Below are 20,792 nucleotides of genomic sequence, written 5' to 3'. Positions count from 1 at the left end.
TGATCATCGCTTTAACAATTAAAAGTTAATAAATAAACATTTAGCGGTTTCGCGAGACCTAAAATTACGGGAGACCAACAGGTCTCGCAAGAGGTCTCGACCAGATCGAGATGTATTGCGTTCGGATGCGTTGTCTGTAAACAGAAAACGCCCCAAATCCTATGATTTGAAGCGTTTTTCAAAAACTTGATATACTAATTGCGGAGAGGGAGGGATTCAAACCCCCGGTACCTGTTACAGTACACCTGATTTCGAATCAGGCACATTCGATCACTCTGACACCTCTCCGAGTAACAAACCTATACCAAATTTTAATGCTTGGTTGGCGATTTGTCGGGCGGCAAATATAGAAGTAAAGTATTTAACGGGCAAGTGCTTTTTTATGAAATTTAAAGGCATTTGGGCTTTGGCTTTATCGCCATTTGCTTAAATTGGCATCTTTACCATCATATCTCATGAAAAAAGCCTGCATCGTTGCTCTTTTACTTCTAATAAGCATAGCCACCTTCGCCCAAAAGGCAGAACAATACGTAAAAATTGAAACACCGCAGGCATGGTGTATCGTAAAGCTTTATAACGAAACACCCGTGCATCGCGATAACTTTATCCGCCTGGCCAAAATGGGTTATTGGGACAAAACCACCTTTAACCGCATATTGAAAGGTTTTGTGATACAGGGCGGAGACCAGGATTCGCTTTACGATAGCCTGCACGTGCGCAATGCCGAGCAAAAATGGATAGCTGCCGAATTACGCCCTAACCTTTACCATAAGCGCGGCATATTGGCTATGGGGAGGGACGATAACAAAACCCAGGCATCATTTACCACGCAGATCTACTTTGTTGACGGGCGCACTTATACAAACGAGCAACTGGATGCCATCGAAAAACGATACCACAACCATTTTATCGAAGAGCAGCGCAAAGTTTATAACACCGTTGGCGGTACGCCTTCGCTTGATCAGCATTACACCGTGTTTGGCGAAATAGTAAAAGGTATCGACTTTATTGATAAAGTAACAGCCGTAAAAGTGAATAAAGATGGTAACCCCGATACCCCCGTACCGATGAAGGTTACTCTGCTGAAGGCTAAAGACGCGCAGAAAGCCCTGAAAGCAGAATAGCCGATGGTTGTGCTTGCTACTGATTTCCCCGAACAAAACCGCCTGCCGGTGGTTTATTTTGTATGATAATTAAAGAACACCCGCTTGCCATACAGCAGGTTGAGGTCTGTGCAATGCTTATCATTTTTGCCTATTTGATATAGAATAATTCGATTAGGATACTGTAAACCAATGCCCTAATTTTATCTCATCAAAACAGACGAAGGGCCCTCATGGCCCAATACAATTAAACCTATACAACATGGAAAACCAAACAGGCGACATTAACAAATGCCCGTTCCACAACGGCAGTATGAAACACAATACCGGCGGTGGCGGTACCCGCAACCGCGATTGGTGGCCAAACCAGCTTAAGCTGAACATCCTGCGCCAGCACTCCTCGTTATCAAACCCAATGGGCGAAGATTTTAACTATGCCGAAGCCTTTAACAGCCTCGATTTGGAAGCCGTTAAAGCCGATCTACATGCTTTAATGACCGATTCGCAAGATTGGTGGCCTGCAGATTTTGGGCACTATGGTCCCTTGTTCATCCGTATGGCATGGCACAGCGCCGGTACTTACCGCGTTAGCGACGGCCGCGGTGGCGGTGGTGCAGGCCAACAGCGTTTTGCACCATTGAATAGCTGGCCCGATAACGTAAGCCTCGATAAAGCGCGCCGTTTGCTTTGGCCCATCAAACAAAAATACGGCAACAAAATATCGTGGGCCGATCTGATGATACTGACGGGTAACGTTGCACTGGAATCGATGGGTTTTAAAACCTTTGGTTTTGCCGGTGGCCGTGTTGATACCTGGGAACCACAGGAGGATGTATACTGGGGCAGCGAAACTACCTGGCTGGGTAACGATAAACGCTATTCGGATGGTTCGCAGGGCGTAGCCGGGCATGGCGTTTTGTCGGCAGATGAAGATGCTGACGGCGGTAAGCATTCGCGCGACCTGGAAAAACCGCTTGCGGCGGCACATATGGGTTTGATATACGTAAACCCCGAAGGCCCGGATGGCAACCCCGACCCGATAGCAGCAGCTAAAGACATCCGCGATACCTTCGGCCGCATGGCCATGAATGATGAAGAAACCGTTGCGCTGATAGCGGGTGGGCACACCTTTGGTAAAACACATGGTGCAGCATCCTCTGATAACGTTGGTAAAGAGCCGGAAGCCGTTGATCTGGAGGCACAGGGTTTTGGCTGGGCCAATAAGTACGGCAGCGGTAAAGGTGCCGATACCATTACCAGTGGCTTGGAAGTTACCTGGACAACCACGCCAACACAGTGGAGCAATAACTTCTTCGAGAACCTCTTCGGCTTTGAATGGCAACTAACTAAAAGCCCTGCCGGTGCACACCAATGGGTAGCTAAAGATGCTGACGATATTATACCGCATGCATACGATAGCAGCAAAAAACAAAAGCCGACCATGCTGACCACCGACCTTGCTTTGAGGTTGGATCCTGCGTATGAAAAAATATCGCGTAACTTTTTAGAGAACCCCGATGCTTTTGCAGATGCATTTGCACGTGCATGGTTCAAACTAACCCACCGCGATATGGGGCCGCGCGAGCTTTACCTCGGCGCAGACGTACCGCAGGAAGAGCTGCTATGGCAAGACCCTATCCCGGCTGTTGACCATGCTTTAATAGACGACGCTGATGCGGCATCGTTAAAAGCAAAAGTGCTGGCGTCGGGCCTAACAGTATCTGAATTAGTGGGTACTGCATGGGCATCGGCCTCAACCTACCGCGGTTCTGATAAACGCGGTGGCGCAAATGGTGCCCGTATCCGTTTGGCTCCGCAAAAATACTGGAAGGTGAATAATCCTGGTCAGTTACAAAAAGTGCTTGATGTGCTGGAAGGTATTCAGAAAGAGTTTCAGGCCGGCGGCAAAAAAGTATCTATTGCAGATTTGATCGTGCTGGCCGGTAATGCCGGTATCGAGAAAGCCGCAAAAGATGCAGGCAGCGAAATATCTGTACCGTTCACACCGGGCCGTATGGATGCCTCGCAGGAGAAAACCGATGTGGAATCGGTTGGTTACCTGGAGCCTGTTGCCGATGGTTTCCGCAACTACCGCGGCTTTAAATACAGCGTATCTACCGAAGAATTGCTGATCGATAAAGCTCAATTGCTAACCCTTACCGGCCCGGAACTTACCGTGCTTATGGGCGGCTTAAAAGGCATCAACATCAACTTTGATGGCAGCAATAAAGGTGTATTCACCAACCGCCCCGGCCAGCTTACCAACGATTACTTTGTGAACCTGCTGGATATGGGCACCGCTTGGAAAGCAGCATCGCCGGATAGGGAACTTTATGATGGTACCGACCGTAAAACCGGCGAGGCCAAATGGACCGGCACTCGTGCCGACCTGGTATTCGGCTCAAATTCCGAACTACGCGCTTTGGCCGAAGTTTACGGCAGCGCCGATGCTCAAAGCAAATTCCTGAAGGATTTTGTAGCCGCATGGGCAAAGGTTACAAACCTGGGCAGGACAGACCTGGCATAAGCTGATATATTTCCTGAATAATTTAAAAGGTGCTGTTAACTTTGGTTAGCGGCACCTTTTTTTATATTTACCGCAGCCAATAAACCGGGTGAAGAAGAGCGAGATGCAGTTTGAGGAAGCAACAGCATATATATTGAATAAACTGAGCAGCGAATTACCTGCCCATTTAACTTACCATTGCCTTGCGCATACGCAGGATGTGGTACGCTCGGCCCGGCAAATTGGCGTGGCCGAAGGCATAGGGGAGTACGATATGAAGCTTTTGCTTACCGCTGCGTACTACCACGATGCCGGTTTTTTGAAAGGCGCTGCAGGCCACGAAGAGGAATCGTGCAGGATGGCGGAAGAAGCATTACCGGGTTTTGGCTACTCTGCGGATGATATTAAACAAGTATGCGGCATGATAATGGCCACCCAGATACCTCAAAATCCGCAGAACCTTTTAGAGCAAATTATTGCCGATGCAGACCTGGATTACCTGGGGCGCGATGATTTCTTTACCATCGGTAATACCCTGTTCGATGAGTTGGCCTTTTTCGGCGTAATAAAAACAGAAGATGAATGGAATGCCCTTCAGGTCCGCTTTCTGGAGAAACACCATTTCTTTACCTACACGGCCATTACATCTCGCCAGCAAAAGAAAGAAGAGAACCTGGAATTGGTGAAACAAAAGCTGCCGTAATAGCCTATAGCTTCCCTAACAATTCCCGCGCTTTTTGATAGTTTGATGTACCCGCGGCCACCTTTTGCAGCCACACTTTGGCGTTGGCGTTATCCTTTTGTTTCACGTAGCTCAGTCCTACGTAATAGGCGGCATCATACTTAAATGCCGATTCGCCGTTGTACAATTGCTGCAATATTTCTCTTGCCTTCGCTTCCTGCTTGTCTTCTATTAGCGTGAGCGCATAGTAGTAAGCTATAAGGCTGTTTTTGGTATCGGCAGTATACTCTTTCGCCAGCAGGCCTTCGGCTTTGGTAAATTCTTTATTGTTATAAAATGCGGCGGCTTTCTCCAAATTGGTTTCGGCTCCGTCGCCACGTTCTGCTACCGACATGGTAGTGGCTGTGTTATATTCCTCGTAAAGCCCTCTACGGAAAGGGTTGAAAACGATAATACCCAGTATCAGCACTGCAGCTACCGCGCTTAGCCAACGGCTATAATTTCCAAACGATACCACTTTGGCCTCGGGCTTAAAGTATTGCTGGTTTAGGCTGCCGAGCGTTTGTTTTAAAGCCTCGGCATTGCTATCGGGCACTAAAAACCGGCGTAGTGCCGTATTGGCCTCGCGGTATTGTGCTACGTACTCGCGCAATTCGGCATCGGCCTGCATTTGCAGCTCGAACTCCGCGCGTTCTTCGGCGCTCATCTCCCCATCTACATAATTTGCTGCCTGTAACAGGCTGTCGTTTTCCAGTGCCATTGCTTTAAAGTTGAACCAGTTTTACCAATGATGCCATACACTCCGATTTCTTTTTGCGCAAATACCCGTAGGTAACACCCATGGCCTCGGCCACTTTTTCCTGCGCCTCGCCCTGCATGCTCCAGCGGATAATTTCTTTACAACGCTCGCCCAGTTGCTCAAAGGCGGCCCAAAACCTGCCGGTTTGTTGGTTATGCTCTTCAAGCTGTTCGGCCAGCGCAAAAGTATCCTCGCTGCCTTCTAATAAATCGTCGCCCGAATTTGTTACCGGGGAAGCTGCTCTTTTTTTCAATTCGTTGAACCACTTGCGCTTGCACACCATAAAAACAAAGGCATTAAAGGGGCAGGTAAGCTGCAGGCCTTTGTCTTTGGCCTGGTGGTATATATCTATCAGCGCTTCCTGGAAAATATCGGCGGCATCATCCTCGGTGCCATTATTAAAGCATATGTAGCTTTTTACCTGGCGGGCGCAGCTTTTATACACTTCGCCAATTAAGGCTGCATCATTATTCAGCAGCGCCGTAACGTAGCGTTGGTCGGGATGGGTGGGTTTTGTCATAAAATAGGCTGAGCGAAAATTACGAAAAAATATTTTTTAAAAAATTTTTCAAAAAGGGGGGTAACAAAGTTTTGGCGGCGCTGATATAGGTGCAAACAACGATAAACACGGCGAAACGCTGAAAAGCCAAAACAGAGTAAGCAATAAAAAATTAAAAATAACACACCATGAAAAAGTTCAATTTAACCTCAGTAGCAGTTGCAGCATTATTGTTATTATCAGTATCCTGCAAAAAAGAAAATTTCAAACCTATCAACGCCGACTTCACCGCGAAGGATTTTGTGGCCAACAACGGCCCTAAAGTACAAAGCGTACAAATTAACGCATCGGCACTACCACAAACCGTAAGCCTGGCAGGTGGTACTAAAATTACCTTCCCGGTTGGTTCGTTAACAGTTGGCGGCAACGCGGTGACCGGCACAGCAACCGTAGAAGTAATAGAAGTATTGAAACGCAGCGCGGTAGTATCATTCGGTAGCAATACCAACCACATCAGCGGCGCGCCTTTAGCATCAGACGGTTTTATTTATGTAGATGTAAAGGCCAACGGCGTGAGTGTAGACCACGATATGCCTGTAGCTATGCAGATATCTATACCCGCAAAACGCAACGGCGTAACCCAAATATGGCAAGGGGTAGATCAACAAGGCGCACCGCTACAACCCGGCGCAGCAGCACAAATGGCCTGGGCCGCACCTAAAGACCGCCCTAACGGCGTAGGTGGCAACAAAGAAGTAGCCTCGGTAGATAATAACTTCACCTTTAACTTTGGCAGCACCGGCTGGATAAATACCGACGTATTCTACAGCTACAGCAACCCAAAAACTACCGTGAATGTTGATCTGGTGAACAACCCCGGCACGCTTTCAACCTTCCACTCTTACAGCGGCGAAACTTATGTATACTTCTGCGCAAAAGGCTCTAACGTGGCGGCACAATTGTATACCACAACCGGCCCTAACAGCGTAAAAAGCTACGATAACGTAATGCCGATAGGTGTTGAAGGTAAATTCATGAGCTTCTCTATCAAAGATGGCAAATACTACTACGCCGAACTGGAAAGCACCATCACTGCCGACCAGCACGTAACCCTAACCCTTACCGAAACTACTCAAACTGCGGTACAGGCTTCTATAGATGCTTTGGATAATTATTAAACCACATTAAAATTCGAATAGAAGATCGGCTCCGTTGAGGGGCCGGTCTTTATTTGTTTAATTTTCTATATTTAGTCGCCAATTCTAACCTATCTGCCTTTATGAAAAAGTTATTGTTCATTGCCTTTGCCTGCATTGCGGGTAAGCTGCATGCCCAGGGGCAGCTTGGCACTATGCCTGCCGATACCGTGCCCGCCATTATCAACCACACCATAGAGAACGGTACCGCCAAGTTTTCGCCGCAATTGCGCCCTCTGCGGCCCATTGCAGGAGCACCGGCACCTTACTTCACTTACTTTTGGGAGTTTGGTGATGGCGGTTTCAGTTTCGAAAAAGAGCCGGAGCATACTTATTTAGATACTGGCAAATTTGATGTGCGGCTGTATGCAACCAATAACTACGATGACGGCAAGCGCCCGCCAACCCGCCCCAAAAAGCTCATCAACAAAACACCAAAAAAAATGATGGCTTCGGCACCTGTGCCAAGCAATATGTTTCAGCAGGGGAGCAGCATTACGTTAAAGAACAACTGCATGCCCAAACCCGGCGATGATATGATGATACTATTGGGCTACCGTAACAAGGGCGAAAACCTGCGCCCCAATGTAGCGGGCACCATTGCCATTTTGTATAACGATAAAGAGTTTACCAGTAATAACTTCGAACTTGCCGAAGCACGCAACTATCATGGCGAAACAGCAACCGAATTGAAAGCTATCCCATCGCTGGCGGCAGCTTCGCTCAGGAAGCAGCAGGTAACCAAATACTATGCATCCGCTGAACCGGGTATAACCATGGGCGAGATAGAAGAACTGCTGGAGAAAGAAAAGCTGGTAGTAGCCGACCAGCTAAAGAACTTTAAAAGCAGCAAGGCATGGCATTTTGATAAACTGGCAGCAGGGCAGGAGAACTTTGTTTTCCTGAATTTTAAAACTACACCCGAAATGATAAAAGACACTAACGCCACCGTGCGCCTCACCGGTGTTTTTTTGCCGGATGACCCTACGCTGGAAAAAGAAGCATTCGGGATAGAGTTGCAGATAGTAGCCTCGCACGACCCCAATAAAATGTCTATCCGCCAAACCCGCATGAGCTACCGCCTAACCGGGAAGAACCGGGAGTTGACTTACAAGGTACGTTTCCAGAATACCGGTAAAGGCCCCGCCAAAAAGGTGAACGTAGGGGTGAGCATTTCGCCGGTGTTTGATGTGAATACCATCCGCGTAAGCAAAACCAAACCCGAAGTAAAAAGCTGCGACTCGGCATACGCCAACCAAAGCTGCCTGAGCAAAATTGTGGGTACAGATAGCGTGAACTTCATCTTCAACAACATTTACCTGCCCGGCACCCAGCAGGAGGGCGTAGACGATGCCGACTCCACCATGGGTTTTGTTGAGTACAAAATAAAATTTAAAGAAAAGCCTAAGAAGCAGCCCATTTATACCCGAGCAGCCATCATTTTTGATAAGAACGAACCCATTTATACCAACCGAGCCACCGGGAGGTTCAGGATGGGTATTTCGCCGGGCATCATCGTAGGTTATGGTTTTCCTATCCAGTCGAAAAGCAATAACTACCTAACGCAAAGTAATTTTACTATCGGTGCCACAATTTCACCGTACTCCACCTTTGGCAAATACCTGCAGACCGAGCTTTATTTCAGCAGTTTCAGGGAGACGGCAGAAACGCGGTCTATCACAGGCATTCGTAAAGATACCTCGGTAGATGCGGGTAAATACCTTATCACCAGCCGAACCCAAACACGCTCTACCAAGGTGACCACTATCAACGTGGTGCCGGTATCGTTACGCTGGAATTTTAACACCTACTTTGGTGCCGGAGTAGGTGCATTGCTGGCACTGGATATTAATAACACCGCAAAAAACAATATCACCTACGGCTTAACAGGTACTAACGGTACGCCGGATATTACGGTTAATGCGCTTTCAGAAAAAATATCGAACTCCTTCTCCGATATCCGCACCACCTTTTTTGCCGATGTGGTGGTAGGGCGTGTACGCGTTGGCCCCTCCCTTGGTTTGAGGTATTATTACGACCCTAAAACATCTGCTTCGCAAATGACGACTTATGTGGCGTGGAAGTTGTAAGTGGCGTTGATTTATAGCGATGGGTTTTAAACCCATCGCTATAAATCAACCGCCCATTCAGGCGTCCACGCCTGAATGTAAAATCCTGCCAGCGTCCACGCTGGCGAAAGCCGTGATCGTGTACGCTCAAAAATGTTCTCATCCAGGCGCGGACGCCTGGACGGGCGTTAATATCAATTAATAGCGATGGGTTTGAAACCCATCGCTATGGTTACCGCACGTCGATTTAATTAAATACCTTATTTTAGGCGAACCAATATCGCCTATGCTTCGTTTTGCCTGTTGTATGTTGCTCGCTTTGCTGTTACTAAACAGCACAGAAAGCCGTGCGCAGGACGCAACCCTTAACAGCAAACTAACCGAATTAAAAAAGCAAAACAACCTTACCGACTGGCTATACGAACGCATAGAATACACCAACGCCAACCCGCAGCAATTACCTTTTTTGCTGAAAACCCAAACCGAGGCCTGGCGGCAACCTGCCAATGCCGATGAACGCGTGGCATGGCTTACGCTACTTACCACCCAGGGGTACGACCAATTGCAGGCCGGCGATATCCTGAGTTCTATCAATTACTACGAGGAAGCTTACGCTTATTATTACAAATACAAGGTGGCCGATTTTGATGCGAATGAGTACATCTGTAAGCCGCTGAGTAACAATTACACCCGCCTTGGCGATTACGAACGCGCGGTATTCATTCAGCAACGCTCGGTAGATAATTTGCCGGCTGCCGATGTTGATAATATTGCTTCGGTGTATAGCAATATGGCTATCTCGTATTATTCGATGGGGAATTACCCCATGGCCGAAAGCTGCATTGCCAAAGGCGAAAAACTGGTGAAAAGCTCCGAAGTAAAGTTCAGGCTGCAAAATATACTGGCAGATATTTATTACGACCATAATCAATTGCCCGAGGCGCGTGCACTGCTTACTAAAAACATCGCGCATCAAAAAAAAGTAGATGCCGAAAGTGCCTACAGCAGGTTTGGCGCTTATACAACTTTGGGTAGGGTAGAACTGAAGGCCGGGCGTTTAGATGCTGCAGAGTCTGCCTTTAAAACGGCGCTATTGCTGGTTAATAAATGGTTCCCCGGCGACAGGCAGCGCGAACGGGCGAATATTACTGCTGCCTTGGGAAAAATAGAGCGGGAGCTTGGCCGGCAAACAAATGCTTTGGCTTATTTGAATGATGCCTTAAAGTTATTACGGATAAATACTGCCGAAGGTAAAACGCAGGCTAAGCTTATTTATGGCGAGAATAATTTGGTAGATATTTTCCACGAGAAGGCTTTGGTTTACAAGTCCCTCAAACAGGACGAAGCGGCTATGGAAAACCTGCGTTACGCCTTGCTGGCAACCGATAAAATGCGGCGCGAGTTTGCCGATAACAAAACCAAAGAGCGCCTGCAGCACGATGCCAAAGGCCTTGCCGAAGAGGCAATTGAAATGGCGAGCGCACTTTACAGTAAAACAAAGGATAGCAAATACCTTAACCTGGTACTGGAAATTGCAGAGCAAACCAAGGCCCGTACGCTGGCCGACGAGATACAGCACAGCCACCAGCAAATTGCCAATCGGCACGATACCGCCATGCGCCACCTGCTGGATATAGAACGCGCCATTGCCTACAACGAGCGCCTGGCCATGGAGGGCAAAGATGCGGGCAGGTACCGCCAAACAGTAAATGTGCTAAAGTATAACCTATCGCTCCTCAATAAAACCTACCGGCGCGAGGCCGCAGATGGTATGCTGCCAACTTCGGCTACGCTTGCTGCCCTGCCGCAACAATTGCATGTGGTGGAATACTTTTGGGGAAACAAAGCAATGTATGCCATTAGTATCCGCAACAGGGCGGTAGAAAGGGTAGTGCGTGTTGCCAATGCCGATTCGCTATCCAAACAGATTACGACATTCATCAACAACTATTACCGTAACGGGCCGGGTGCCATGCTGAATGCGCCCAAAGCGTTTTACGGGCAGTCGAACGCTATTTACCGGCAATTGCTTAGCGGGATGAGTTTAAAGAATGGCGAACAGCTATGTTTGGTGCCCGACGATGTGCTGGGTCATTTGGGTTTTGATGGCTTAATTACCAATAGTAACTACAAGCCCATCATACAACAATGGCCTTTTTTGCTGAGGCAGGTAAGTACAACTTATACATTCTCGCTGAATGCGCTCCTGAAAAACAAACCTCAAGGCAGCGCACACGATAACTTTACCGGGCTGTTTGTTACCCATCAGAATAACAGCAACACACCTATTATCGCAGTGAAAAAAGAGGCCGAAGCCGTAAATAAACTTGTGAGGGGCGATTACCTGTACGATGCGGAAGTTAATAATAAAGCCTTCTTTAACGCTTTTGAAAATTCGGCGGTTCTGCACATCAGTACGCATGCCTACTTATCGGGTGTAAATAAAGAACCCACGCTTGATTTTGGTACGCAAAAACTCTTCCTGTTCGAGTTATTGGCTAAGCGTAATAAGCCCTCGCTGGTGGTATTGAGCGCCTGCCGTACAGGCGATGGTTTGCTGGCGCAGGGGGAGGGTGTTATCAGCCTCTCGCGCGGGTTTAGTGCGGTGGGCACGCCCGCCACCATTGCCGGGCTTTGGAACGTGAACGATGATGCCGTGGCCACCATCACCGCCGGCATGTATAAACACTTGCTTGCGGGTAAAAGCACGGGCGCGGCCTTACACCTTGCCAAGCTCAACTGGCTCCAAGCCGTACGCCCGGCCGATGCCCTGTATTTACCCTATTATTGGGATAGCCTAACGCTGATGGGTACCGATGCAACTGTAAAATTGCAGCAGGCGAGAGGCTTCAACTACTTGTATTTGTTGTTGCTGTTTTTACCGCTTGTAGCTTATGTGGTATGGCGATTAAGGCGCTGATAATTAATGGTTAGCGTTGGGTTTTTATTGGATAAAATAATAAAAGGTTATCCAATTATCACGCCTGTATTATGCACTTGTAAAGCCATTGTAACGCTCTCCAAAAAATATCCAAACTTCATTAATGATTTGATAATGCAAACTTCTTATTAAGTAAAAAACAGCCCGGTAACTTTAATGAAGTTTTTACAACGGATTTGAAAATGCCGGTTTTGGGGGTACCTGCGCCGGGATTTTTGCGTCTCGGGAATTCAGCACAGCCCCTGTACTTATTATGAAGAAAAAGGTATTATTTATTACCGGCTCTATCAACCAAACCTCCCAAATGCACCAGATAGCAGCACTGCTGCCCGATTACGATTGCTGGTTCAGCCAACTCTTTACCGACTCAGGCACTATCAATACGGTTATTAACCATACACCATTGCTTAACAGCACCATATTAGCAGGCCGCTTCAAAACCAACTCCGAAGCATACCTTGCTAAAAATGGTTTGCAGATAGATTATGCTGCCAAACGCAACCTGTACGACCTGGTGGTTTACTGTACCGATGTATTGGTGCCCATGCGCATGCGCAATGTAAAAACCATTTGGGTGCAGGAGGGGATGACCGATAAGCCAACAGTGGTAACCAAACTGGTAAAAGCACTAAACCTCCCGCCGTTTTATAGCGGCAACACGGCGCTCAATGGCTCGTCGAATTTGTGCGATGTGTACTGTGCAGCTTCGGAAGGCTACCGCCGCCAGTTCATCCAAAACGGTACCGATGCCCGCAAAATAGTAGTTACGGGTATCCCCAACTATGATAATATAGCGCAGCACCTTAATAACGATTTCCCGCACAGCGGCTACGTAATGGTGGCCACTACCGATATGCGCGAAACTTATCGTTACGAAAACCGCTCGGCATTTATCCGTAGCGCGGTTGAGATAGCAAATGGCCGCCAACTGCTTTTCAAACTGCACCCTAACGAGAACTTTGAACGCGCTATTCGTGAGATAAAACAACATGCTCCGGAAGGTACCATGATATACACCGAGGGCGATACCAATAAAATGATAGCCAATTGCTGTGAACTTATTACGCAGTACTCAACGGTGGTGTACGTAGGTATTGCTCTTGGCAAAAAGGTGCACTCGTGGTTTAATGTAAAACAGTTGGAAAAACTGGCACCTATACAAAACGGCGGTACATCGGCACAAACCATAGCCAACTTGTGCCGCAAGTTTATAGCGCATAGCGGACCTAAAGCCGGCTTTGATGCGCAGGCGGCAATGGTAGAAGAAGTAAGGTTTGAGATAACAGAAGAGTTAGTACTAAACTAAAAGGCAGGATGGGGAAGAACATTGTTATAGTTGTACAGGCGCGTATGGCATCAAGCAGGTTGCCGGGTAAAGTAATGCTGCCAATATTGAGCAAAACTTTGCTGGCGCGAATGATAGAGCGCTTGGAAATGATATATACGCCGGCTACGGTAGTAATTGCCACTTCGCAGCACCCCAATGATAATGTGATAGCCAGGGAAGCCGATATGCTGGACGTGCCATACTACCGGGGCGATTTGAACAACCTGCTCGACCGCCACTACCAATTGGCTAAAGCATACCAGGCAGATGTGGTATTGAAAATACCTTCGGACTGCCCGCTGATAGACCCTGCGGTTATTGATGAAGTACTTGGCTTTTTCCTGGATAGCCCGGAGAAATATGATTATGTAAGCAACCTGCACCCCGCAACCTGGCCCGATGGTAACGATGTGGAAATAATTACCATGGATTGCCTGGAGCGCACCTGGAAGCAGGCAACACGCCCGTTGGAACTGGAGCACACTACGCCTTACATATGGGAGAACCCCTCGCAGTTTAAAATAGGCAATGTGGAGTGGGCAACGGGGCTGGATTACTCCATGTCGCACCGTTTCACTATCGATTATCACGAAGACTACCTGTTCATCAAACGTGTTTTTGAGGAGTTGTATGAGGATAAGCCCGATTTCTCCTGCGAGGATATCCTTAACCTGCTCGAACGAAAGCCCGAGATATACGAACTGAACGCCAAATACGCCGGGGTAAACTGGTACCGCAACCACCTGGACGAATTAATAACGGTGGGCGAGGGACAAACCAACCTACTTTTTAAAAACGAGGTTGAATAATTATTCAAACATCAAAAAAACATCATAGTGCATCAGCAATATAGTAACGAAGAATTGGAAGCCGTAGCCCTTAGGGTGCGCGAGCATATTGTACGTATGTCTACCGATGGGGGCTGCTTCACCGGCGCCTCGCTTTCGGCGGTAGACCTTATTGTGTACCTCTACAGCAACTACCTTAACATCAATAAAGATAACTTGTACGACCCGGAGCGCGATTACCTGTTCCTGTCGAAAGGGCACGATGTACCCGCTTTGTACGGCACGCTTGCCGAGCTTGGGCTGCTGGATAAAGAACGCCTGAAGAACCACCTCTCTATCGACGATTACATTTATTGGCACCCTAACACCCGCATACCTGGTATCGAGTTCCATTCGGGTTCGCTGGGGCATTTGCCATCGGTAGCTATGGGTGTGGCCATGGATATTAAAATTAGCGGGGGCAGCAACAAAGTGGTTTGCATTTTGGGCGATGGCGAACTGAACGAAGGCACCTGCTGGGAAGCCGTGTTGGTGGCCAATGCCTACAAACTGGATAACCTCATTTTTGTGGTAGACCGTAACCACTTCCAGGCCAATATGCGTACCGAGGATCTGATCCCGCTGGAGCCGCTTGCCGATAAATTCGAGGCCTTTGGCGCGGCTGTAAAACGTATAAACGGGCACAGCTTTGATGCTTTGCACGAGGCTTTTAGCGCGTACCCTTTCCAGGAAGGGAAACTGAATGTGGTGATAGCCGATACTGTTCGTGGTAAAGGGCTGCCCAGCATACAGGAACGTGCCGACCGCTGGTTCTGCAACTTCAATGACGGCGAAATTGAGCAATTGCTGGAAGAATTGCATGGCAACCACACAACCCTATTAACATCCGAAACGCTAATTGTGCGCTAAAATGACCTACCAAGAATTATTGACCCAAACTGCTTTAGATAATGAGCAGGTAATAGTGATGACTGCCGAGAACCGTGCGCTGGTACGCAACCTGCCCGGTATTTTAGGCAAGCGTTTTATTGATACCGGCATTACCGAGCAAACCATGATAGGTGCTGCCGCCGGCCTTGCCCTGCGCAACCGCATCCCGGTGGTGCACGCCCTTGCAGCATTTTTAACCATGCGCGCCTTCGAGTTTGTGCGTACCGATTTAGGTATTGCCGACCTGCCTGTAAAGCTGAGCGGTTTTATTCCCGGATTATTATCAGATGCCAACGGCCCTACACACCAGGCTATTGAGGATATTGCCATTATGCGCGGCATCCCAAATCTAACCGTATTTGCCCCGGCAGATGAAGACGATTTGGTGAAAATGCTTCCGCAAATATGGGAATCGCAAAGCCCTGCCTACACGCGCATCAACACCCGTAAAACGGCTTACGTGCACACGCCATTTGAAATGGGCAAGGCAGAAGTAATTGCCGAGGGTACCGATGTTACCATACTTACCTACGGATTGCTGTTCGAGCAGGCACTGGTTGCGGTAGATATGCTGAAAGCCGAAGGGCTTTCTGTAGGCTTGATAAACATGCGCAGCCTGAAACCGGTGGATGAAGAAGCAATACTGAAAGCCGCTGCATCAAGCAAAATGCTGGTTACACTGGAAGACCACTTCCAAACCGGCGGGCTTTACACCATAGTTGCCGAAGTATTGCTGAAAAACCAAAGAACCGCCAAAGTAATGCCAATAGCCCTTGACGAGAAGTGGTTCCGTCCGGCATTGCTGCCTGCCGTGCTGGAGCATGAAGGCTTAACAGGCAAACAAATTGCCGAACGCATTTTAGGCCAGCGAACCAATCAGCAACAACCCGAAATATTGATATCCGAATTTTCAGAATAAAAGAACTTACACCATGCCCAATACTATCGATCTAAATAACAACTTCCCCGACATCACTGAGTCGGACAAGATATACGAACGCGCCCTGAAGTTGCAGAAACCCGTTACCCAAACCCTGGCAAAAGGCCCGGGCCAGTTTACCAAAGGCGTAGCGCCAAAGTACCTTACCAAAGGCAAAGGCTCGCACGTTTGGGATGCGGACGGTAACGAGTACATCGATTTTAATGCCGCCATTGGCCCCGTATCGTTAGGCTATGCTTACCCCGCTGTTGATGAGGCTATCCGCAAGCAACTGAACGATGGTATTACCTTCTCGTTGATGCATCCCTTAGAGGTGGAATTGTCGGAGCTTGTCACCAAAGTTATCCCAAACGCCGAAGCTGTAAAAATTGCAAAAACAGGTGCCGATGTTTGTTCGGCAGCTATCCGTGTAGCGCGTGCCTTTACCGGGCGCGATAAGGTTTTTTGCTGTGGTTACCACGGCTGGCACGATTGGTACATAGGCATCACCAGCCGCAACGCCGGTATCCCCGAATCTACCCAGGAGATGACCTATACATTCGAGTATAACGATATCGAATCGGTTAAGGCAGCTTTAGATGAAACCGTTGCAGCGCTTATATTGGAGCCATTTATCTTTCAGGCACCTGCACCGGGTTTCTTGCAAGAGCTTGCCGAGCTTTGCAAAGCCAACGGTACTCTGCTGATATTCGACGAAATGTGGACAGGCTTCCGCGTTGCCTTAGGCGGTGCGCAGGAGTACTTTAATGTAAAAGCCGATCTGGCGGTGTTCTCTAAAGCCTGTGCCAACGGTATGCCTATAGCATTGCTTACCGGCCGTGCCGATGTAATGGAACTCTTCAATTCTGAAGTTTTCAGTTACACCACCTTCGGTGGCGAGGCTTTATCGATTGCTTCTTGCATAGCTACCATTAACGAGCTGCGCGATAAACTGGTACCTCAATATTTGGACGAAAAAGGCGCATTACTGAAAGATGGCTATAACGCCTTAACCATTGAGTTGGGTATGGACCAATATACTACCTGCATTGGCTTCAACTGCCGCACCATGGTAACTTTCACGCCCGATGCCGGCAACGGTTTGGAATTGAAAACCCTGATGCAGCAGGAAATGATAAAACGCGGCGTGCTTTGGGCGGGCTTCCACAATATGTGCTACAGCCACACCAATGAGGATATCCAATATACCCTTTCTGCTTACCGCGATGTACTGCCTATAGTGAAAGAAGCCATCCTGAGCGGCGATATCAAACAATACCTCAAAGGCGAGGTGCTCGAAGCAGTATTCCGCAAGGTGAGCAACTACAACATCAAACCCAAAACCGTTGCCTAACATGGAGCTATTCTCATTAAAAGGGAAAACCGCCATAGTAACGGGTGCGCTTGGGCTCATCGGCAAAAAACATTGCGAGGCACTGGCACTGGCCGGTGCGCAGGTAGTGGTTGCCGATGTAAATAAAGAAGCGGCAGTTGCCTTTGCTACAGCCCTTGGGTCCGAGCACATTGGCTTAGGCGTTGATGTTACCGATAAAGCATCGCTCGAAACAGCCTGCACCGGCATTAAAGCCCGATACGGCTCGATAGACATACTGGTGAATAACGCCGCGATAAACGATATGTTCGAGAACCCGGCCATGGCCAAAGAGCTTTCGGCATTTGAGAATTATCCGCTGGATGCTTTTCAAAAGTCGATAAATGTAAACGTTACGGGTGTGTTTCTGTGCTCGCAGGTTTTCGGCGCGGTAATGGCAGGGCAGGGGACTGGCAGCATTATCAATGTGGCTTCTACCTATGGCATCGTAGGCCCCGACCAAAGCATCTACCGCGACGAGCAGGGACAACAAACTTTTTATAAATCGCCTGCCTACCCGGTTACCAAGGGTGCTGTAATAAACTTTACCCGCTTTTTAGCTGCCTACTGGGGCAATAAAGGCGTGAGGGTAAATACCCTATCGCCGGGTGGCGTTGAAAATAACCAAAACGAATTTTTTGTAAACAATTATTCCGCTAAAACACTGCTGGGCCGCATGGCGCAACCTAACGATTACCAGGGCGCGTTGATATTCCTGGCAAGCGATGCTTCGGCCTATATGACCGGCGCTAACCTTATTGTTGATGGCGGCTGGACAGCAATTTAACCCCTATACCTAACATGGAACAAAATTTAAAAAACAAGGCAGCAAACATTAAACTTTTGCTAACCGATTGCGATGGCGTACTAACCGACGCGGGCGTTTACTATGGCGCCGATGGCGAAGAACTAAAGAAATTTAACATGCGCGATGGCATGGGCGCCGAACGCCTGCGCAAAGTAGCCGGTGTGCAAACCGGTATCATCACCGGCGAAACCTCGCCCTCGGTAGCTAAACGTGCCGAAAAATTGGGTATTACCGAACTGCACTTAGGCATTAAAAATAAAGTAGAAGTTTTTAAAGAGATAAGCAGCCGCTTAGGTTTAGCTGCCGAAGAGATAGCCTACATTGGCGACGACTACAACGATCTGGAAGTAATGGAACTGGCAGGCCTAACCGCAGCCCCTGCAGATGCCTTGCCGCTGGTGTTAGAGCGTGTTGATGTGGTTTGTCGCGCCGGTGCGGGCGAAGGCTGTTTCCGCGAGTTTGCCGAGTTTATCATCGAAGCAAAAACCGAAACGGTTGTAAACGTAAAAGGCGGCCCTGTTACGCTGAGCAACGGCCGTATTATAGGCAAAGGCCAGCCATCATATATAATTGCCGAAATTGGCATTAACCACAATGGTTCGCTGGAAATTGCCAAAAAACTGATAGACGAAGCAGTTGCTGCCAAAGCCGATGCGGTTAAATTCCAGAAACGTACGCCGGAAATTTGTGTACCCAAAGACCAATGGGAAATGATGCGCGATACCCCATGGGGCCGCATGAGCTACATCGATTACAAACGCAAAACAGAATTTGGCATTGCCGAATACGCCGCTATCGACCGCTATTGCAAAAAAGTAGGTATCGATTGGTTCGTATCTACCTGGGATGTGCCTTCGGTTGATTTTATGGAGCAATTCGAGACTGTGATGTACAAACTGGCCTCGGCATCGTTAACCGATTTCCCGTTGATACAACGCATATTGGAAACCGGCAAGCCACTAATGCTATCTACCGGCATGAGCACCATGAACGAGATAGAGAACACTATGGCTTTTGTTAACGCTTTTGCGCCAAACTACCCGCTGTTTATTGCGCACTCAACATCGGCATACCCATGCCCGCCGCAGGAGCTTAACCTGCGTATGATACAAACGCTGGAAGACAAATACAAGGGCATCCCGATAGGTTACTCGGGCCACGAGACAGGCTTGGCCACCACCGTAGCTGCCGTTGCCATGGGCGCAACCTTCGTAGAACGCCACTTTACGCTTGACCGCGCCATGTGGGGTTCAGACCATGCCGCTTCGGTAGAGCCACAAGGCCTATCGCGTTTGGTTCGCGATATACGCGATGCCGAAATTGCTGCCGGCGATGGCGTTAAAAAAGTATACGAATCGGAACTTGGCCCCATGAAACGCCTGCGCGTAAACATCAGCGACGAGTACAAAGAAAAGTCAATAAGCTAAACAATGCCGCAGGAAAAACTGCTTACCATAACCACTACTATTTTGGTGTGCTGGGTGATATTTATTATCGCCTGGGAACGCATAAATCCTTACCGTAAAAGCCTTCCCTTCTTCAGGGAGGGCTTTTGGGTTGATCTGGTTTGGTACACCATCATCCAAAGCTACTTCCTCAAAATATTGATATTCGACTATATTATTGCGCCTGTTAAGTCGCATTTCGATTGGTCATCTTTTCAATTTGTAAGCCATTGGCCGGTATGGGTGCAGGTGGCGTTCTTCCTGTTTACGCACGATTTGTATATCTACTTGTTCCACCGCTTTCAGCATAGTAACAAATTCTTCTGGCGCACGCACGAGGCGCACCACTCGGGTAAGGAAGTTGATTTTTTGGCCGGTTCGCGTTCGCATATTGCCGAGATCATCATTAACCAAACTATCGAGTTCGCACCCATAATTCTGTTAGGAGCAGCCCCGGAAGTGATACCAATCAAAGCCCTGCTCGATGCCATGTTCGGTATGTTTATCCATGCCAACGTGAAGGTGAAAATGGGTAAGCTGAAGTATTTCATCAACTCGCCCGAGCTGCATTTGTGGCACCATGCCAATTACATCGAGGTGTTTCATGCTAACTTCTCTACTAAATTTTCTTTCTGGGATCACTTGTTCAAAACGGCTTATGACCCGGGCCATCCGCCCGGCAACCTGCCCGAAAACTGGGGGCTGGGTTACGAATACCCAAAAGATTACTTTCTACAGCATGCTTTCTCGGTAAAACGTTTTGATGAAAAAGGGCTGCTGAAATACAAATGGTTTGAGAGATACTACAACCTGCGCCCTAACCTGCTGAAAAGGATAGAAGTGATGCTGGGTAAGGCACCGCGCAAAGCGCAAAAGCCTGCGAAAGGCAGCCCGGTTTATCCGTTGGTGATGGAAGAACAAGAAGAAAAATACGCAAATACTTAAGCCTTGGCCTGGATATATATTATTGTTGCCGCCATTTTCGAAACCGCCTGGACCTACAGCGTTAAGTTCCTCAAATTCGATAATTTTAAAACCCTTGCCTGGGTAAATTTTTATAAATGGGACGGCGGGCTGCCCATTATAGGTCCGTTGGTGGGTTATATCATCTTCGGGTTGGCCAATGTTTATTTCTTTTCGTTAGGCATTAAAGAACTCCCCATAGCCACCGCCTACGCCGTTTGGACGGCCGTAACGCTGGTGCTTATCAAGATAACCGAGGTTATGTTCCTGAGTGAACCCTTCTCCTGGAAGGATACCGTTTTCCTGCTGCTCATCATGACGGGGATAATAGGGTTGAAGATGCAGGCAAGCAGTTAAATGCTTTTTTGAGCCGCCTGCTAAAGTAATTTGAACCTCTCAACAAAACGCGCATTGTTTTTATTGCGGATATTTGTACTGCATATAT

At 48.2% G+C, this 20,792-nt stretch carries 17 protein-coding genes and 1 tRNA gene; 15 read left to right on the top strand and 3 right to left on the bottom strand.

Features of this window, described 5'->3' with window-relative positions:
- Positions 1 to 201 precede the first annotated feature (201 nt).
- Positions 202 to 288: transfer RNA gene (locus BC343_RS14910), tRNA-Ser, on the bottom strand.
- A 167-nt stretch (positions 289 to 455) separates the two neighbouring features.
- Here BC343_RS14910 and BC343_RS14905 point away from each other — a divergent pair.
- From BC343_RS14905 to BC343_RS14895, 3 genes are all read left to right on the top strand, one after another.
- The gene (locus BC343_RS14905; protein WP_078348575.1) at positions 456 to 1,124 is read left to right on the top strand and encodes a peptidylprolyl isomerase; all 669 of its coding nucleotides are present in this window, start codon (positions 456 to 458) and stop codon (positions 1,122 to 1,124) included.
- Between the two features lie 241 nt (positions 1,125 to 1,365).
- On the top strand, positions 1,366 to 3,630 hold the full coding sequence (gene katG / locus BC343_RS14900; RefSeq protein WP_078348574.1) for a catalase/peroxidase HPI: 2,265 nt from the start codon (positions 1,366 to 1,368) through the stop codon (positions 3,628 to 3,630).
- Positions 3,631 to 3,718: 88 nt separating this feature from the next.
- The gene (locus tag BC343_RS14895) at positions 3,719 to 4,312 is read left to right on the top strand and encodes an HD domain-containing protein (RefSeq protein WP_202909799.1); all 594 of its coding nucleotides are present in this window, start codon (positions 3,719 to 3,721) and stop codon (positions 4,310 to 4,312) included.
- A gap of 4 nt (positions 4,313 to 4,316) precedes the next feature.
- On the opposite strand, the gene BC343_RS14890 is transcribed toward BC343_RS14895, so the two are convergent.
- Together BC343_RS14890 and BC343_RS14885 are read right to left on the bottom strand one after the other, a co-directional pair.
- Positions 4,317 to 5,051: an anti-sigma factor gene (locus BC343_RS14890; RefSeq protein ID WP_078348572.1), complete on the bottom strand. Its 735-nt coding sequence runs from the start codon at positions 5,049 to 5,051 to the stop codon at positions 4,317 to 4,319.
- 4 nt (positions 5,052 to 5,055) lie between these two features.
- Complete coding sequence (locus BC343_RS14885) at positions 5,056 to 5,610, bottom strand: RNA polymerase sigma factor (protein ID WP_078348571.1); 555 nt, start codon at positions 5,608 to 5,610, stop codon at positions 5,056 to 5,058.
- Positions 5,611 to 5,777: 167 nt separating this feature from the next.
- On the opposite strand from BC343_RS14885, the gene BC343_RS14880 reads away from it, so the two are divergent.
- From BC343_RS14880 to BC343_RS14825, 12 genes are all read left to right on the top strand, one after another.
- Positions 5,778 to 6,767 carry a hypothetical protein gene (locus tag BC343_RS14880; protein ID WP_078348570.1) on the top strand — a complete coding sequence of 330 codons (990 nt, stop codon included), beginning with the start codon at positions 5,778 to 5,780 and terminating at the stop codon, positions 6,765 to 6,767.
- Between the two features lie 101 nt (positions 6,768 to 6,868).
- Positions 6,869 to 8,875: a DUF7849 domain-containing protein gene (locus BC343_RS14875; protein WP_078348569.1), complete on the top strand. Its 2,007-nt coding sequence runs from the start codon at positions 6,869 to 6,871 to the stop codon at positions 8,873 to 8,875.
- A 265-nt stretch (positions 8,876 to 9,140) separates the two neighbouring features.
- Positions 9,141 to 11,774: a CHAT domain-containing protein gene (locus BC343_RS14870; protein ID WP_078348568.1), complete on the top strand. Its 2,634-nt coding sequence runs from the start codon at positions 9,141 to 9,143 to the stop codon at positions 11,772 to 11,774.
- A gap of 274 nt (positions 11,775 to 12,048) precedes the next feature.
- Positions 12,049 to 13,101: a UDP-N-acetyl glucosamine 2-epimerase gene (locus BC343_RS14865; RefSeq protein WP_078348567.1), complete on the top strand. Its 1,053-nt coding sequence runs from the start codon at positions 12,049 to 12,051 to the stop codon at positions 13,099 to 13,101.
- Between the two features lie 8 nt (positions 13,102 to 13,109).
- Positions 13,110 to 13,931: a cytidylyltransferase domain-containing protein gene (locus BC343_RS14860; protein ID WP_078348566.1), complete on the top strand. Its 822-nt coding sequence runs from the start codon at positions 13,110 to 13,112 to the stop codon at positions 13,929 to 13,931.
- Between the two features lie 27 nt (positions 13,932 to 13,958).
- Complete coding sequence (locus BC343_RS14855) at positions 13,959 to 14,819, top strand: transketolase (RefSeq protein WP_238381778.1); 861 nt, start codon at positions 13,959 to 13,961, stop codon at positions 14,817 to 14,819.
- A gap of 1 nt (position 14,820) precedes the next feature.
- On the top strand, positions 14,821 to 15,759 hold the full coding sequence (locus BC343_RS14850; RefSeq protein ID WP_078348564.1) for a transketolase family protein: 939 nt from the start codon (positions 14,821 to 14,823) through the stop codon (positions 15,757 to 15,759).
- Between the two features lie 13 nt (positions 15,760 to 15,772).
- Complete coding sequence (locus BC343_RS14845; protein WP_078348563.1) at positions 15,773 to 17,113, top strand: aminotransferase class III-fold pyridoxal phosphate-dependent enzyme; 1,341 nt, start codon at positions 15,773 to 15,775, stop codon at positions 17,111 to 17,113.
- A gap of 1 nt (position 17,114) precedes the next feature.
- Positions 17,115 to 17,918: an SDR family oxidoreductase gene (locus tag BC343_RS14840; RefSeq protein ID WP_078348562.1), complete on the top strand. Its 804-nt coding sequence runs from the start codon at positions 17,115 to 17,117 to the stop codon at positions 17,916 to 17,918.
- 14 nt (positions 17,919 to 17,932) lie between these two features.
- Complete coding sequence (locus tag BC343_RS31585; RefSeq protein ID WP_162276876.1) at positions 17,933 to 19,366, top strand: N-acetylneuraminate synthase family protein; 1,434 nt, start codon at positions 17,933 to 17,935, stop codon at positions 19,364 to 19,366.
- A gap of 3 nt (positions 19,367 to 19,369) precedes the next feature.
- Positions 19,370 to 20,329, top strand: a complete 960-nt coding sequence (locus BC343_RS14830; RefSeq protein ID WP_078348561.1) for a sterol desaturase family protein — start codon at positions 19,370 to 19,372, stop codon at positions 20,327 to 20,329.
- 3 nt (positions 20,330 to 20,332) lie between these two features.
- On the top strand, positions 20,333 to 20,704 hold the full coding sequence (locus BC343_RS14825) for a DMT family transporter (protein WP_078348560.1): 372 nt from the start codon (positions 20,333 to 20,335) through the stop codon (positions 20,702 to 20,704).
- The last annotated feature ends 88 nt before the right edge of the window (positions 20,705 to 20,792 follow it).

The sequence above is a fragment of the Mucilaginibacter pedocola genome (assembly GCF_002013915.1).
In the GTDB taxonomy this organism is placed as follows: Bacteria; Bacteroidota; Bacteroidia; order Sphingobacteriales; family Sphingobacteriaceae; genus Mucilaginibacter; species Mucilaginibacter pedocola.
Note: the sequence above shows the minus strand (reverse complement) of the source record. Positions and strands in the feature narration are given on the sequence as shown.